Genomic DNA, 16,226 nt, shown 5'->3' with positions numbered 1-16,226 from the left:
CCAGCGCCCACTGCTCATCCGACAGATCAGATGGATACCCGCCCCCAGCACCGCTCACGGTGAGCTCAACGAAGGCCTCAGCAGCGGGACACGGCTGATCTCAAACGCGGTCTGAGCGCTCCAGGCGTGGGTACTGGCGGGGAGCCGGGTTCATCAGCGCGGCGACGTCGGCCTGGCTCAGGCCGTCAGCCTGTCGGCCACGCCCCTGCTTCCTGGGCGGCAGGCCCACGTCTTCAGGGTTCAACCTGGCGCGCTGCCTGATCAGGAGTTACTCAGCTTTGTCGTATTTGTCTGGTTGATAACATCTTGTCCGCTCATGTCCCCACCCCACGCCCTCACTGTCAGCTGACGGGCGCCGTTCACTCCTCACTCTGATTTAGGTGTACGCGAATTGACTACAAAAACATGTCCTCTAAGAAACCTTCCGTTCGGTCCGCTCCGGTGGCCAGAATCGGACCTCCGGAGGCAAGTGGATCACTAGCCGCCGTGTCATGTCCGTGCCGCAAGGGGGATTGCGCCATGCTGCAGCCTGCACAAAAACCGACCACGACCAACCGTCGGCTCACGCTCACCCTGCTGCGCACTCTCGGCGACCTCGGCGAGGGAGCTCACTCGCTCCGCGAGATCGCAAGCCAGTCCCGCATGCCATCATCGACCGCTCATCACATCCTGCGGGACGCGGCCGACTTCGAGATGGTTGAGCAGGTCGGCCGGGGCCAATATTCGTCAAGACTCGTCCTCGTCTCGCCATCGGCCCCCCGGGCGGTGGGCGCCCCCCTGAACGTTCCCGCGTCTGCCTCACAGGCAACACGCGACGCGCTCGTCACACTCCAGTCCGAGTCCTCCGGGATTGCCCTGCTCAGCATGCCCTTTCTGGTCGGCGAGCCCGTCCGGGTCTGCATCGACCGGACGATGGGCGACCACGAGCGCGAGCGCGAACTCGCCGCAGCCACGCCCAAGGCCAAAGGCGCCCTGTGGCGCGCCCCGCTGGGCGCCGACGCCGCAGGAAAAGTGATCCTCGCTCACCTCGACCCGTCCGGCCGCTCGGTCGGCCTCCCACCCGGCACTCCGCCGGCGGGGATGGCACGCATCCGCGAGGAACACGCCGAGATCCGGGACCGCGGATACGCCCGTGGGCCCGCACCGATTGACAGCTTCGAGCTGGTCGCCGCGCCCATCTGGTGCGGCCCCGCCTGCGCGGGCTCGGTCGCGGTGCTCGTCCCCTCCTACCGTCTGGCATCGACCGTGCGACGCAACCGCGTGGCGACGGCAGTCATGCAGGCGGCACACATCCTCAGCCTTCAGTCCATCGGCGCAGGCGCACCGACCAGCCACGCCAGTTGAGCCCGTACGACCCCGCAGAGGAGCACCCCGTCATGCAGCGAACCGTCCTCGTTACCGGCGGAAGCCGCGGCATCGGCCTGGCCACGGCCGAAGCATTCGCCCTCGACGGCCACAGAGTGGCCGTCATCTCGCGAAATGGAGACGCCCCCGCCGGCCTTCTCGGCGTCAAGTGCGGCGTAGGCGACATCGTCATCCCTGGCCTCGTCGGCATCGACATGTCCGCCGGAACGACCGCGGACGCCCGCGCCCACGTTCTCGGCCAGTCACCACTCGGCCGCACCGGCACCCCAGAGGAGGTAGCGGCCCCGATCGCCTTCCTCGCCTCCGACGAAGCGTCCTACATCACCGGCGCCGTGATTCCCGTCAACGGCGGCGCAGGCATGGGGCACTGACCCGTGGCAGCTCAGCTCCTGTCAGCCGGACACGGCCAGGCGCAGCCATGCCGCCAGCCGTTGTGACGTCTGCTCTTCCGCTGAGCTCCGATGGCGAGCCGCTGGGCGCGGGAGGGCTGCGACGCCGTACTCGCGCGGTCTTCGCGGACTCAGTTGGAGAGACGAGTCGCGCCGCGAACCGCCAAACGGTGGGAGTTAGGGAGAGCGCCTGATCATCGGCCCCCGGTGCGCTACCGGGGGCCTGCCTGACAACTGCAGAACGCGAGGCTTCAGCGCCAGCACCCCACGGCGACCAAACCAGTCGTACTGAACGAGGCTCGCTCTTGATCCCAGATGCCTACCCGCCACGCGGGCCTTTCTCATGCCTGGGACCGCATCCCAGACCTCGGAGCAGATCATAACAACAGCGCCGTCGGTCGATTCCGTTGTGCCCTCGAACGGCGTGTTCACCTACGACCGAGGGCCGGACTTCGACTGTGCCCAGAGCCATGTGACGCCCTCGCGCGCCCCTGTCCCCCGACCACGGCGCCGCCGGGCGGGACCTCGGCCTGTCCAGGCCGCGCCGCTTCGAGGCACCTGTGACTTCCTGGTGTGGGACGAAGAGCTGCAGCAGGTTAGTACAACGGCATCGCGACGCCTGGCACCAGCCGAGTTCCGCTCCTGCGTCCGCTGGCTCGTCGAGCGACGAATGCACCCCCGTGCGAACGGCACGACGATGCGTGTCGCCGACTCGCTCGCGGGCGGCATGGGCCGCCGAGGCCACGTGGCCTACTGCAAGGTGGCCCGGGCTTCCCTGCTGGGCATCTCCGAGCGCACCCTCGCCCGCCACGTCCGCTACCTGCGCGAACTCGGGGTCCTGGTCTGGATCGAACGCGGATCAAAGAGGAACACCCGGACACCCGATGAGGGCGGGTACGCCGGCACCGCCACCATCTACGCAGCCGCTGCGCCGCGTTGCTGGGACGAGGCGATGGGGAGGCGTATCGACGGCGAGGGTTACGAGGCCCGCTTCGTCGGGGTTGACGAAGCCGGCCGTCAGCTGGCCGTCAAGGAGGCCAGGCGGAAGGCTCGTGGTCGACGTCGTGTCACCCCTTCCTTTCGGGTGGTTAAGAAACTCACTACAGCTGATGACGATGGTGGTTTAACTACACCTGCGCGAGCGCGGGCTGGCCGAGGTACTTCCCGTCCGAGGGACACCCGTCCCGCCAACCGGTCGTCCGGGCAGCGTCGTTCGAGTTCGGTGACGCCTGCCCAGGCCCGGTTCGGCATGACCGTCGCCCAACAGGTCCAGGCCACGGTGCGGTGGACCCGCTTCAGCGACGTGCGCAGGATCGCGTTCGCCATACGTCCATGGCTGCAGGCAGGTTGGGGCCCTGACGAGATCGTCACCGAGCTCTGGTCATGGCACCTGTCCCACTTGCCGCCAGCGGATCCCGCGGCCTACATCATCGGCCGCCTGAAGGCTACGAATCCCACTGCTCCCCGGGTCGTCTCCGATGCGGACGAGCTCCCGCCCCGCCGATTGCCCGTGCCCACGCCATGGTTGGAGGGCGGACGCAGCGACCTTGGCCTCAGCTCCGTTGAGGAAGACTTGCACCAGTGGCGGGTCCGGGAGCTCGTCTCGGTGATGGGACGCCAGATCAGGACTTCGTCCCTGCACCACAGCTCGTGTTCGGTCTCGCATCCGCAAGTGCCGTGGTTGCGGGAGTCCGAGCACGACTTCGCCACCTACCTTCAGCGTTTGCAGCACCAGGAGGTCGCGGATCCACTGGCCGTCTACCGGGCCCGGGCGGCGGGCCACGCCGTCGTTCCCGGTTGTCCAACGTCCGAGGAAGCGGCAGCCGCCACCTTGGAAGCGGCACGGGCGGCGGACCATGCGGCGGCGAGCATCGCCTTTCGGGTACTGCGGGAGGAACTCGACCAGTACGCCCGCGCCCACATCACCGCAGGGTGGTGGGCTGTCGGGTGAAGCTTCCCCGTAGACCTGGGCACCTGGAGACTGGGACGTCAGGTTTCAGAGGAAGTGGAGCCAGGTGAGCAACAAGCAGGGCAAGCGGTACTCGGGGGAGTGCAAGCGGGTTACGCGATGGAGTATCTCAGCCCCCGCGACCAGGAGTGGGCCCGATCCTTCGCGGCCGGTGCGGGCATCCTCTGGGACGAGGGCGATTCCTCGCTGGCGGATGGTCAGAACCGGCTGTGCGCGCTGCGCGCGGCGGGTGTGCTGGTCGTTCCCGTCTTCGGCCGCTATCTGCCATGCGGTGACACGGCCGGGAGGACCACCGCTCGACCGTCCCGATCCCCCGCCCAGGAGACTGTGGACCGCTTCTGGGTCCAGTGGACGTCCGACCACATCGGGCCAGGCGCGTCGGCACGTTGGCTCGGCTGGGTCGTTGCCCGTTGTCCCTGGTCGCGGAGATTTCTCCCCCGGCCGGACAGGGATCGTGACTGACTGTGGTCCAGGAGGGAGAGCGGGCGGGCCCGGGCGTGAGGTAAATGTCGTCGCACTGCTAGGTCGGACTTGGCAAGATCGGCTGGAGCCAGTAGGTTGCCGTGCCAAGAACGGCGAGCTGGCGAATCGTAGACCGTCGATACTCGCTGCTCACGGAAGGCGCCATGGACCTTACCCGCCCACTCTTCTCCATCAGCCTTGGGGCCAGTGATCCTCACTGCGAGGGCCGGCGGCTGAGACAGGCTGGGCCGGTGGTACCCGTTGAGCTTCCTGGCCTGGGCGCGGTGTGGGCGGTCACCACCGATGCCACAGCACGCGCGGCCATGACCGACTCGCGCCTGACCTCCGACATCCGGTGCCGGGGTGGCAGCCAGGGCACCGGGACTCTCTCCGACCGAGATCTGATAGCCCGGCCTGGGAACGCGGGGGCGCTCCACCCTCACGGTGGCGACTACGAACTGATGGGCCGGCCACTCACAGCCAAGCAGGTCGAGGACCTGCGCCCTCGCATAGAGGCACACGTCGAGCAGGCTCTTGATGGCCTGGCTGCCCAGCCTTCCGGCCTGGTGGACCTGAAGGAGTTCTTCGCCTACCCGCTGTGTCTGCGGATCCTCGCAGAGCGCCCCAGCCTCCCCAACCTGACCGCGGTCAGTCCGCTCGTACCCGTGTCCAGCACCGATGGTCAGCCCGAGGCTGCCACTGCTGCCGACGCCGATGCCACATCGCGGCTCATCGTGAACGCCGTTCGGGGCCTGCTGAGATTTCCCTACCAGCTTGAGCTGCTCACCACCGGCCGGTACTCCTGGGCAAGCGCCGTAAAGGAAACGCTGCGGTGGGATCCACCCGTCGCCCACGTGCTCCGCTACGCCACCGAACACCTCGAACTTGAAGGCGCGCTCATCCGCAAGGGCGACCCCGTACTGATCTGCCTGGCCGCCATAGGCCGTGACGAGGCCCACTTCGACGCCGAGCGCTTCGAAATCACCCGCAGCCCCAACCCCAACCTCGGCTTCGGCCACGGAACCCACGGCTGTCCCGGGGCGCCTATTGCACTGCTCATAGCCACGGTTGTCTTACCTGCCCTCTTCACCCGGTTTCCCCGCCTCGCTCGCGCGCCCCGCGCCCAAGGCCTGCCCTCCATGACCGTCGACACCCCGCAGCCTTGCCTCGTGGTTGTGAACGCGCACCTGCGTGACTCGCTCGACGAGGAGATCGAACGGCTTCTGCGTGACGTGTAGCCACCGGCGGCAGCCTCGCCGGGCCGTTCATCGAAAGGGGCGCCATCGGGTGGCGGATGCCGTCGACGAGGCCCAGGGCTGCCACCGAGGCGGGCGGGACACCCAGATAGCGTGTCAACGAAAGCATGGGCCGAGCGCCCATCATGAGGGGGTCGACATGACGACAAGTGGACTGCAGGAGCTACTGGCCTACCACCGGTCGCTGATCGATCCGACCGAGTACGGATTCGAGGCGAAGAGCGGGGGGCGCGGTCGTCCGGTAGAGGGTCTGCGCCAGGGGCAGATGGACCAGTTGCTAGTGCGCTGGCCGGCCGGAATGTACGGACGCCTCGAACGCGGCAAGATCGCCTGCCCACCTACCGAATTCCTTGATGACGTCGCACGGATTTTGAGGCTATCCGAGCAGAAACGGAAGAAGGTGTGGCAGCTCGCCCTTGACGGCGCGGTACCACCACACCCTCTGGACCCAGACGCAGCTCCCGACGTCAGCCTGGGTTGGCAGCGGGTCCTCGACGGCTTCTCCCACATGGCGTGCATCACGGATCTGGCTGGGAACGTGCTCGCGCACAACGAGGCGTTCCCGAGGATGTTCCCCGGTCAGGCCCCTACCAACATCCTCGAGTGGGCAGTCCTGACAGATGTCGTACGCAGGGACTGGCTTCCGCACTGGAAGGAGTGCTGGGGTCCCTTGGAACTGGCCCAGCTGCGCGCCCGGCTGCGTCAATATCCCACTTCCACCCACCTGCTAGACCTCGCGGCCCGGGTGAAGGCCGATCCGTTCACCCGGGCCATCTACACCGACCCGGCACTCGATCTCGTGGAGCCTGAAGGTGACGACTGCCGCCCGCTGCGTCACGCCCAGCTCGGCGAGGGCATGGTCACGGTATGTTCCTCCAATCTGCCGGACGATCACCTCATCCTGGTGAATCTTCCGTTCCAGCCCGGTCCCATGCACGTGCCTGAGAACTCCTGGACCGGCAGCGGGTCTGGCGCCGACAACGATCTGTATGCGGGGTGGTCGCCGACCGGCTGGTAGATCCTCCACCCCCACCCCCAGCCCCAGCCTCGCCTTGCCCGCGGCAGCCGGACGGTGCCCATCAGAATCGTGGCTAGTCAGCCAGGCGCTACACCATCACGAGCGATTAAACCGCAAGCGTTTGCCTGTAAATAGATGCCCCTTCAAAACCCTTCCGCCGGTGTTCGAGGGGCCGGAAAATCGGACATCCAAAGACTGTTCGATTACTGAGCCTTCGGGTCTGTCCATACCGTGAAGGGGACGCGCCGTGCACAGTCTGCGATCAGACCGATACTGAGGAGAAGCCCATGGAATCGCGCTACCCAGGACAATCCCTGCTGGGGGCCGGTGCCGACGAACCTGGCAAACCCGACGCGGACAGGAGTGTCCAGCCCTTCCGCAAGAGCTTCCCTCAGTCACAGATCACGGACCTGAAGCAGCGTCTGAAGCGAGTGCGCTGGCCGCATGAGGTCAACGTCGGCGACGACAACTGGAGTCAGGGGGTTCCCCTCAGCTACATGCGCACGCTGGTCCAGTACTGGACGACCGAGTACGACTGGGAGATCACACAGTCCAAGTTCAACTCGATCGCCCAGGTGCAGACACGCATAGACGGCCTGATGATCCACGCCTTCCACGTCCGATCGCGCCACGCCAACGCGATCCCGCTCATCTTGACGCACGGGTGGCCCGGTAACGTCCTGGAGTTCCTGAACGTGATCGGACCGCTTACCGATCCGACCACCTACGGGGGCCGCGCCGAAGACGCCTTCCACCTCGTCATTCCCTCGATCCCTGGATTCGGGTTCAGCGAACGTCCCACGGATCCGGGCTGGACGGTGGAACGCATCGCTTCCGCGTGGGCGGAGCTGATGACTCGCCTGGGCTACCCGAAGTTCGGTGCTCAGGGCGGGGACTGGGGGTCGATCATCTCCACCAGCCTGGTCCAGCAGGTGCCGGAGCGGATCATCGGCTTTCACACCAACATGCCGTGGGCGCCGGGCGACCTCAGCTACACGGCCGACCTGAGCGCGCGCGAGCAGTTCGGCGTGAACCGTTTCACCGATTACATCGCCACCGGGTCCGCATACGTGGCGTTGCACAACACGCGACCGCGGACCGCTGGCCTACTGCTCGCGGACTCGCCGGTCGCGCAGGCCGCCTGGATCGTCGAGAAGCTGCACGAGTGGGTGGACCCCCGCAGCAGGATCGAGGCCGACGACCTTCTGGGGATCATCACACTTACGTGGCTCACCAACACCGGCGCCTCGTCAGGACGGCTGTACCACGAGAGCCCGGTACCGAACATGGACCCAGTTCACGTGCCAGCCGGCTTCTCCATGTTTCCCTACGGGGTCATTCAGTTCCCCCAGTCGTGGGTGGAGAACCGGTTCAAGGACGTCCGGCTGTTCGAGGAGGTTGAGCGTGGAGGACACTACGCCGCCTTCGAGGTACCGGATTTGTTTGTCGACGGAGTGCGCAAGTTCTTCCGGCTTGTGCGCTAGCTAGAAGCGCCGTTCAGCTGCCCGGGCCAATCGACCAGTTGGCCCGGGCAGCGGGCGTTCAGGCCACCACCGGCGCTTTTCGCGGAACTACTGTCATGGGAACGCGGTCGGGGTGGGGCATCGCGGCGACTGCCTCCCGGGGGGCACGACCAGGAACGGGTCGCAGTCGCCAGCGGGCCAGAATCGTGGCCAGCGTGATGGTCATCTCCGCGGTGGCAAAGGCGTCGCCGATGCATTTGCGGGCACCAGCGCCGAAGGGGAGGAAGCCTTCGCGGGGCAGACCGACGCGCCGGTCCGGTAGCCAGCGGTCGGGGTCGAAGTGGGCGGGCTCCTCGTAGACGCGCGCGTCTTGGTGCAGGGCGTAGAGGCTGAATGCGACCTCGGTACCCGTGGGGATAGTGACGCCACCGAGGTTTACCGGCGCGATGGCCCGGCGCATCAGGAGTGTGACCCCGTGCAGCCGGATCGTTTCGTCCAGTACCTGGCGCGTGTAGGTCAGCTTGGCCACGTCTTCGAAGTCAACGGGCCGCTCCCCCACCACCGCGTCGATCTCAGCGAGCAGACGCTCCTCTACCTCGGGATGCCGCGCGACCTCGTAGAAGGCCCAACTCAGGGTGGAAGCTGCGGTCTCCGTGCCGGCAAACAGAATTGTGACCAATTCGTCCCGAACTTCGGTGTCGCTCAGCCCCTCACCGCTGTCCGCATCACGGGCTGCCAACAGCGTCGACAACAAGTCGGCCTGCTCGGCGTCACCCGAGCTGCGGGTTGCGGCGACCACGTCGTCGATGACCCGACGCAATCGCGCTGCTGCCTCATCGAATCGGCGGTTAGGACCGAGCGGCAGCCGGTCCAAGACCTTGGGAGAGACGGCGCGCAGCAGCAGAGTCTTCATGATGATCGGCACATCCCGCCGGACCGCCTCCACAGCCGGCCGGCCAAACTCGGCCGAGAACATCGTCTCCGCCAGCATCCCGATCGAAAGCTCTCCCATCACCTGGTTCACGTCGATGCGCTGGTCCGGGCGCCAGCTCTGCGCCAACTCCCAAGCCCGCGTGCTCATGATGCGGCAGTAGCTGGCGACCCGCTCCCGATGGAAACTCGGCTGCATCAGCGTGCGGTGCCGACGGTGGACCTGCCTGGTGGCCGTAGCCAAGCCGTCGCCCACCAAGGGGCGTACACGGTCGAAGAGCCGGCCCTTCTCGAAGCTGCGCCCGTGCACGACCATCACATCGTGGGCGAGTTGAGGACTGGTCACGACGACCACAGGCAGGGTGCCCAGGTCGAGACGGACCAGATCGCCCGTCGCGCTGAGGGACTTTAGCAAGCCCAGCGGATCACGCCACAACGACCAGACATGGCCGAGAAACGGGAACCCTCCGGGCGCTCGTGGGATTGACTCCAGTGCGGCTGACATCCCGCCACTCCTCTCTATTCACCGCAGAACCTCCGCGTTGCTCTGCGGTCTTCTGCTACGCCGATCGAAGGAGCGCGGAGCCCCGGAGTGCATACACCCTCGACTGCTCGTGCGCGCCCGCGATGGCAGAGTTCCGGGGAAGGAGGTCCCACCACCAGGAGATCGCCGGAATGGGCAGGGGCTCCTGGCTGTCGTCCGTAGGTGAGTCACCGAAGGTCGTGGGGAGGTCTGCGGGGTCATTGGGCGTGGTGTAACGCGGAGAGTCGAGCTCCCAGTCCTGGGCGGCGCGGATGAACGCCGCCAGGCTGTCGAGGTACTTCCGCAGCTCCGGGCTGCCATCCGTGCGCATGTAGTCGCAGTGGCGGACGAAATGGCACACCACGCGGTCACGTTGGGCGATAGCCATGGAGATGGCTTGGTCGGAGGTGATGCGGTAGGTGTGTTCAAGCACCCGGATCACGTTCAGGTAGTAGCCGCCCTTCCTGCTCTCCTTGTGGTGGGAGAGCAGGTCGTTGTCCCAGCCGATGACGAAGTGCGCCATCTCTTCCACAGCGCGCACGGCTGGCCGGTCCCGTTCGTGCGGCGGGAGCTCGTACGCATGGCCCATCTCCAGAAGCGGCAGGACGACCGACGTCGCGCCGTTGTAGAGGCGCATGAGCGCGTAGTCGTTCAGGTCGGGCACCGCCTCCCGACTGCGATGCTCTGCTTCCCAGGTCACCGCGAGGAAGTACTCGCGCAGGGCGTCCACCCACCGCCGGATCTGTCCGTCCGTCCCGTACCGAGACATCCGTCGCTGCAGATCACGGACGCCCTGTGCCAGCGGATCGCCCAACAGCATCGGGGCGTCGGGATTCTGAGCGACTCGCAGCAGTCGGGAGAGCACGCCGAGGAGCTCTCCCGGGCGTCTGCCCAGCTCGCCCTCTTCGCAGTAGCCGTCGTCGACGCCGAAGAGCCAGAGGACGAAGTCAGCGAGTATCGCGACTACTTCCTCGTCGCCCGTGGGTAGTATTCGTGCGGCAAAGGTGCCGATCTTGTGGGTAACGAGTCGGCTGCGCAGCTCGGCGGAACCGATCTCGAACTCGGCGGCCCAAGCGGCCGTGCGCCGGTCGAGGGCCTCGTGTCGTGGGTGGATGGCAGGGCGGAAGGGGGAGAAGAGCGGCGGAACCGCACACAGCTGATTCATCGTCACCTCGGTCGCATCGGAGCTCCCACTGGCGCCCTTGGCGTCCTGTCGCGAACACCTCAAGCCAAAGTGGATCACGCGCAGATATCATCGGGAGTCGCCGATTCCGTCAAGGGTGCAAAATGCGCCAGTGGCTCAAACGCGCACCCTTGCACGGTCTGTTCGATGACTGTTCGATCGGGTCGTCCCGCGCCGGAGAGGTGCGACCCCGGCACGGGACCTTCGCCACTCCATGCCCTGCTTTACTGACGCCGCAGCAACCCAGTCAGCACGTCCCACAACGTCCGGCGTGGTTCCGAGCCGATCCGAGTGGCAACCGTGTCCGGCGTAGCTGCGGGCTCCGGGGCAACGGCGTATGCCGACTCGGGCTTCCCGGGCGGGGGTACGTCGCCGACCCCAGCGGCCCCGCGCGCGTCCTTCGACTTCCGCGGGCGCGGCGTGAACTCGACTGGGAGCTCGCGGAGGTGGCTGGCCATCCAGGTGGCGGCAACGCTCAGGTCGGTCTCGTCGACAGCCAACTGCAGATCGGGCAGCCGGACCAGCACCCTGTCGATCGCCTCCTGCGCGATGGCGCGCCCGATGTCCTGGCCCGGACACTCGTGCGGGCCGGCGCCGAAGGCCAGGTGCGAGCGGTTACCGTACAGGGCCCTGTCGCCGTCCGGACGAATCTGGGGGTCGACATTTCCGGCCGCCAGACCGAGTACCACCATGTCGCCCTCCTTGATCCGCTGGCCACCAAGGTCGGTATCACCGGTGGCGTAACGGCCCGGAGCCAGCAAGAGCGGAGGAGAGTCCCACAACACACGTTCGAGAGCGTCCGGCAGGGTCATCTGGCCGCCGGTCAGGTCCAAGCGGAAGCGGCGGTCGGTGAGGACCATCCGCAACCCGTCCGCGATGAGGTTGACGGTGGTCTCATTCCCCGCCACGAGAATGAGCCGCAGGTGTTCCACCAGTTCGTCGTTGTTCAGGCCGGCCTCATGCTGCAGCAGCCACGACGGGAGGTCCTTGCCCGGATTGATCCGCTTGCTCTCGATGAGCTCCTCGAGCATCTTCACGATGTAGCCGTTGCTGGCGACGGCGGTTTCGGTGCCCTTCAGCAGGTCCCGGACGGCCTCCACCATCCGGGACCCGTAGTTCTCGGGCATGCCGAGAAGCTGCGTCATGACAAGCAAAGGCAGGTGCTCTGCGAACTGACTGACGAGGTCGGCCGTCCCGGCGGCGGCGAAGTTGTCGACCAACTGATCAGCGAACCGCGCGACATAGCGCCGGATCCCCCGGCGGTCGAAGGCCTCCAGGCTGTCGGTGACCGCCCTGCGCAGACGCCTGTGCTCCTCGCCGTCCGCGAACGCAACCAGTTCCTGCCAACCGACCACCGGCAGCAGCGGGGAATCCGGCTTGACCCACCCCTCCCTGAATGCGTTCCAGAGGCGCGAGTCCTTGCTGAACCGGGACGGAGTGCGCGCCACGACCAGGTTCTCCTGGTAGCCGAGCACCAGCCAGACAGGTATTTCACCATGCAACAGCACAGGTGCAACTGGGCCATACTCAGCGCGCAGCTTCTCGTAGAGACCCCTCGGATCGGCTTCGGCCTCTGGACCGTACAACCGGCGCGGGCTTCCCGAGCCCAACCCGTGGGCAGGGCACTGAGGAGGGGAGACGGGCGCGGAACCGCTGTGGGCCTGAGGGGTGGTCACTGTTCCTCCGTGGTCACGGTGAGGGGGAGCGGCCAGCGCATTTGCAGTCGCCAGGCATCCCCGCCGCAGTCGTCCTGGCGAGATCCGCGGTCCACGCCGGTTCGCTGATACATCCTCAACAAAGTCTTAGAACGAGCAGGTTGCGGCACTGCTGGCAACCGCATGGCTGCCCACAAGAACCCATCTGCGGCTGCAGGGCGGAGCCTTAGCCATAGAACTGCCACCCGCGCTGATCGGGAAATAGCATAGCCGTTCGCCCTCCAGCCGACGCCCAGAGGACTCGCTCACCACGGTCCGGAGTGGCAACCCATCGGCAAGCAGTGAGGTGACGCAGTGCAGCGCCGGCGACTGAGGCGGATAGGTTCGCGGGTGCACACCAAGCGAGGATGGAAAGGCCCTGAGTATCAGTCAGATGACGCAGGCGCAGGGCCCTGCAGCAGCACGTTGCCCGTCGACCTCGCGGTAGGCAGGTTCGTTGCCGGGATGGCCGCTGCCGCCGCAAACCGTACAGGCGGCATCGGCGCCGGGGTCGCGGGCCCAGTCCTTCTCGCAGTCCAGGCACCTCACGCAGTCCACGTAGTCATCGGGTGCCGGTGATCGCGTGCCCGTACTCCTCGACGTTGGTCGAGCCGCAGTGCGGGCAGGTGATCACGTACGCCTTCTTTGGGTAGGTGCCCTTCGTCTTCTTGATGGCGTCGTCCCGCTTCCTCACGGTCTGGCGGGCCATTCGTGCGGATTCGCCGAGCTTGGCGAAGTTGCGGTGCGCGGGGTCGTTCCACGCCAGGATCTGGTCGAGGCGGGCGTTGACTACGGCCTCGGCCAGCCTGGCGGCTTTCTTCGCGGCGACCCGCTGCCGCGGCGCGTGGCGGCCGCGTTGCCGCGCCCTGGCCGACGGTGGCCGGGTCCTGCCGGTGAGCGCGGCCTGCTCCCCGATGATCTCGGGCGGCTCCCGCAGGGTGAGGACGATCTCCATTCCGTCCTCACCGCGCAGCAGCACCTTGGCGGCGCCGCTGCGCAGGGCCAGCACGTGGTCCGAGAGGTCGTCCTGACGGATGATCGTCTCACCGGCGCCGAAGCGCAGCAGGGTGCCCTTCTCGGCGAAGAACTCCTCCAGGACGGCCTCGGTGCTGGTTCGGTCACGGGTGGCTTCCTCGTGGGGTTGGTCGGGCGCTCGCCCACAACGTAGAGCACCGCGCGGACGGCGGGCGGGTGAATGCTGCTCACCGCGTCGCCCAGGGGTCGTCGTCGGTGCCGGGGAAGTCGGCCGGGTCGGCCTCGATGTAGCCGAGGCACGCGAAGGGTTCGCCGGCGTTGTCGGTGCCCCGGCCGGTGCCCCCGCAGGCGCAGCCCTCGGGGTGGGGCGCGGTGGGGATGCCGCGGTCGCACTCGTCCGGCTCCTGGTGGACCGCGGTGCCGTCCTCGTAGTCGTAGGTCATGACGATGCCGGTGCCGCCGCATCCGCCGGGGCAGTCCCAGCCGTGGGGGCCTTCGTGCAGCCAGGTGCCGTAGGTGACCCGCAGCCAGGTCCGGGCCCTCTCCTGCTCGGCGACGCCGATGCCGTCCAGCAGCCGCAGCTCGTTGGCGGTCGCGGCGCACTGGAGGGCGCTGTGGATGTCGCGAGGGCTCTGGAGCGCCACGATGTCCAGGGCTACCGCCCGGAAGAGCAAGGCGGTGTACTCGTGCTGGCGCAGCCGGTCCTGGTCCACGATGCCGGGCGTGCGGCTGTTGGCGGCACGGGCCTGCTCCCACTGGTGGTACTCGATCGCGTAGTCGGTCATGAGGCGGCCCACGGACGGCGTGTCGGGGTAGGCGTGGCGCACGGCGGCGCAGGCGAGGGCCTCGGTGATGGGGTCGCTCTCCGGGTAGTAGCGCACGGCGACTGCCGGGCTGCCGAGAACCAGGGTGATCGGTTCGCGGCGGGCGGCGCGGGTGCGCACCGTGTAGGCGAGCTGGCGGTCGTCGGTGTCGCTGGTGATCGGGTCGGTGGTGAAGGCGGTCACGGGAACTCCCTTGATGGCTGGGCGGGCCCGGGTGCGGCCCTGGACGGGGCCGCACCCGGGGGGGCAAGTCAGGGGCAGAGGCAGGTCGACTGGACGGGGTAGCTCCCGGCACGGGCGTCCATGAGGTCGGTGGCGCAGTAGACGCCCACCCACGCCGGTCCCCCGCAGTCTGGGCAGGCGATCTTCATCTGGTGGACGATCTGGTCCGGGTCGTCCTGCTCCACCCACCGGATCGTCAGCTCCTGGCCGCCGATGGCGAAGGTGCCGTTGCCCAGGCCGTTGTTGCTCTCGCCGTCGCGGCGGGTGAACAACCGGGCGAGGTCGCGGCCGAAGGCCCGCTCGACGTGCAGCGCCGGGTTGGTCTTCTCCTGTTCGGCGCAGGCCCTCAGGAGGACGTCCATCACCGGCAGGTCGCGGCTGTGGTGGACGGCGGTGAAGCCCTCCGCGAGCAGGCCGGACAGGTCGCGGGTGAGCTCGGCGTGCTGGGCGGTGACGACCTGGTCGCGGACCCGCAGGGCGGCCGGGCGCGCCGCGTTGCGGGCCAGCGCCTGCTCCAGGGTCGCGTCGACGACCAGAGCGACGACCGGCATGCCGTGCAAGTGGCCCGCGGCGATGAGCTTCTTCCTGGCCCAGGCCTCGGAGTTGACACCGTCGACGACAGCGGAGCGGTGCTCGCTCAGCATTCGGTCGAGACGGCGGTGGAGGAGGTCCCAGGCGGTGGTGGAGACGCTCTGGTCGAGCGGATCACCGGTGAGGGCCTCACGCAGCCGGTCGGCGTTCAGCACCGATCCGGCCGGGAAGAGACCGGCGAGAGTGGACTTACCGCTGCCGGAGGCACCGATGAGAACCACGAGACAGATTTCGGGCAGGCCCAGTGCGGCGAGCACCTGCCGGGTCGCGGCGACGGCTGGCGCATGGTCCTGCTCCACCTTGCCAAGGGGGCGCAGGAGTTCCATCGTCTGGCCCTGGAGCTGGGTGGCGGCCCACGCCCGGGCTGCCTCCGCCTCGACGTCCTCGTCGGCGTCGCGGCGGTACTGCTCGGCGACGGCGGCGCAGACGTCGGAGTCGCACAGCACGCGCGCCACCGCGTCGGCCCCTCCCGTGGGGTGCTCGGTGACCTCGATGTCGGCGTCGGTCAGCTCGGCGGCGACGCACTCGGAGACCATGCGCAGACCCCGACGGGCGTTGTCCTCCAGCTGCGCGAGGTGGTCGGGGGTGAGCACCGGCGAGACGTTGGGGACGCTCCAGCGCACGCGGTGGACGTGGACGGTGAAGTAGCGGTCCGGGTACCCCGGACGGAGGACGAGCGGCACGGACAGCGGCATGGGTCAGCCCCTCTGGCGGGTGGTTGCGGTGCGGGCGAGCTTGGTCAGGAGGTCGAAGTCCTCGTCGGTCAGCGGGTGTCCGTCGGGGCGGCGGGGCCGATGGTGATGCGCGGGCCGCTTCGGGCCGGGAATTCGAGCCGTCCGGGGCCGGGGCGGGTGGCCGGAGCCGGGGACGAGTAGTGGAGTTGGTCAGTTCTCACGGCGCTTGGCCTCCGCCTCGTGTCGGTGGAGCGCGCCGGCGGGGTCGGTGTCGGTCGTGCGCCAGCGCCGGTGGTCGTAGCCGCTCTGATCGGCCCAGGGCCGGGCGGCTTCGACCAGGCAGTTCCAAGCGCGGTTGAGCCTGTAGAGGCGGCTGGTCCAGAAGTCGTCCTGCCGAGGAACCTCGGAGAGGGTCTCCAGCCAGATCGTCGCCTGGGCGACCTGGTCGGTGATGATGGACATCAGCGCGCTGGCGGCCCGTTGCTCCTGGCTGCCGTCGGGGTGGTGGTCCAGTTGGAGCACCTGGCCGCGCAGGAACGCGTGGATTCGCGCGATGTCGGTGGCGGTCAGGTCGACGGCGTAGTGCAGGGTCTCGCTGGATGGGGTGGCGGCGGTCACGGGCAGCGGGTCCTTCCGGGAAGGGATCAGGGGTGGAGTGCAGTCGGATCGTTGGCGGCCGGCTCGCTCA

The 16,226-nt window shown here is 67.8% G+C and carries 14 protein-coding genes; 6 read left to right on the top strand and 8 right to left on the bottom strand.

Features of this window, described 5'->3' with window-relative positions; genetic code table 11:
- The first annotated feature begins 519 nt into the window (after positions 1-519).
- The 6 genes from P3T39_RS31640 to P3T39_RS31615 all read left to right on the top strand — a co-directional run bounded on the left by P3T39_RS31640 (position 520) and on the right by P3T39_RS31615 (position 7,943).
- Entirely contained in the window at positions 520-1,344 is an 825-nt protein-coding gene (locus P3T39_RS31640; protein ID WP_280702671.1) for a helix-turn-helix domain-containing protein, read from the top strand.
- Between the two features lie 32 nt (positions 1,345-1,376).
- Positions 1,377-1,736: an SDR family oxidoreductase gene (locus P3T39_RS31635; RefSeq protein WP_280702669.1), complete on the top strand. Its 360-nt coding sequence runs from the start codon at positions 1,377-1,379 to the stop codon at positions 1,734-1,736.
- A gap of 715 nt (positions 1,737-2,451) precedes the next feature.
- Entirely contained in the window at positions 2,452-3,705 is a 1,254-nt protein-coding gene (locus P3T39_RS31630) for a hypothetical protein (protein ID WP_280702668.1), read from the top strand.
- 941 nt (positions 3,706-4,646) lie between these two features.
- Positions 4,647-5,423, top strand: coding sequence for a cytochrome P450 (locus P3T39_RS31625; RefSeq protein ID WP_280702667.1), 777 nt, complete (start codon positions 4,647-4,649; stop codon positions 5,421-5,423).
- 157 nt (positions 5,424-5,580) lie between these two features.
- Positions 5,581-6,459, top strand: coding sequence for an XRE family transcriptional regulator (locus P3T39_RS31620; protein ID WP_280702665.1), 879 nt, complete (start codon positions 5,581-5,583; stop codon positions 6,457-6,459).
- A gap of 287 nt (positions 6,460-6,746) precedes the next feature.
- On the top strand, positions 6,747-7,943 hold the full coding sequence (locus P3T39_RS31615; protein WP_280702664.1) for an epoxide hydrolase: 1,197 nt from the start codon (positions 6,747-6,749) through the stop codon (positions 7,941-7,943).
- Positions 7,944-8,001: 58 nt separating this feature from the next.
- On the opposite strand, the gene P3T39_RS31610 is transcribed toward P3T39_RS31615, so the two are convergent.
- From P3T39_RS31610 to P3T39_RS31575, 8 genes are all read right to left on the bottom strand, one after another.
- A complete protein-coding gene (locus tag P3T39_RS31610; protein ID WP_280702662.1) occupies positions 8,002-9,357 on the bottom strand; it encodes a cytochrome P450 in 1,356 nt (451 codons plus the stop codon).
- Positions 9,358-9,412: 55 nt separating this feature from the next.
- On the bottom strand, positions 9,413-10,540 hold the full coding sequence (locus P3T39_RS31605) for a selina-4(15),7(11)-diene synthase (protein ID WP_280702674.1): 1,128 nt from the start codon (positions 10,538-10,540) through the stop codon (positions 9,413-9,415).
- A 242-nt stretch (positions 10,541-10,782) separates the two neighbouring features.
- Complete coding sequence (locus P3T39_RS31600) at positions 10,783-12,168, bottom strand: cytochrome P450 (RefSeq protein ID WP_280702673.1); 1,386 nt, start codon at positions 12,166-12,168, stop codon at positions 10,783-10,785.
- Between the two features lie 646 nt (positions 12,169-12,814).
- Complete coding sequence (locus P3T39_RS31595) at positions 12,815-13,315, bottom strand: cyclic nucleotide-binding domain-containing protein (protein ID WP_280702672.1); 501 nt, start codon at positions 13,313-13,315, stop codon at positions 12,815-12,817.
- Positions 13,316-13,454: 139 nt separating this feature from the next.
- Positions 13,455-14,234, bottom strand: coding sequence for a hypothetical protein (locus P3T39_RS31590; protein WP_280702661.1), 780 nt, complete (start codon positions 14,232-14,234; stop codon positions 13,455-13,457).
- 68 nt (positions 14,235-14,302) lie between these two features.
- Complete coding sequence (locus P3T39_RS31585; RefSeq protein ID WP_280702660.1) at positions 14,303-15,559, bottom strand: ATP-binding protein; 1,257 nt, start codon at positions 15,557-15,559, stop codon at positions 14,303-14,305.
- A gap of 68 nt (positions 15,560-15,627) precedes the next feature.
- On the bottom strand, positions 15,628-15,759 hold the full coding sequence (locus tag P3T39_RS31580) for a hypothetical protein (RefSeq protein WP_280702659.1): 132 nt from the start codon (positions 15,757-15,759) through the stop codon (positions 15,628-15,630).
- Positions 15,749-16,156: a hypothetical protein gene (locus P3T39_RS31575; protein ID WP_280702658.1), complete on the bottom strand. Its 408-nt coding sequence runs from the start codon at positions 16,154-16,156 to the stop codon at positions 15,749-15,751. Before P3T39_RS31575 ends, P3T39_RS31580 begins: the two co-directional genes overlap by 11 nt.
- Positions 16,157-16,226: the final 70 nt, after the last annotated feature.

Source organism: Kitasatospora sp. GP82 (assembly GCF_029892105.1).
Classification (GTDB): domain Bacteria; phylum Actinomycetota; class Actinomycetes; order Streptomycetales; family Streptomycetaceae; genus Kitasatospora.
This window is presented reverse-complemented; position numbering and strand designations above follow the sequence as displayed.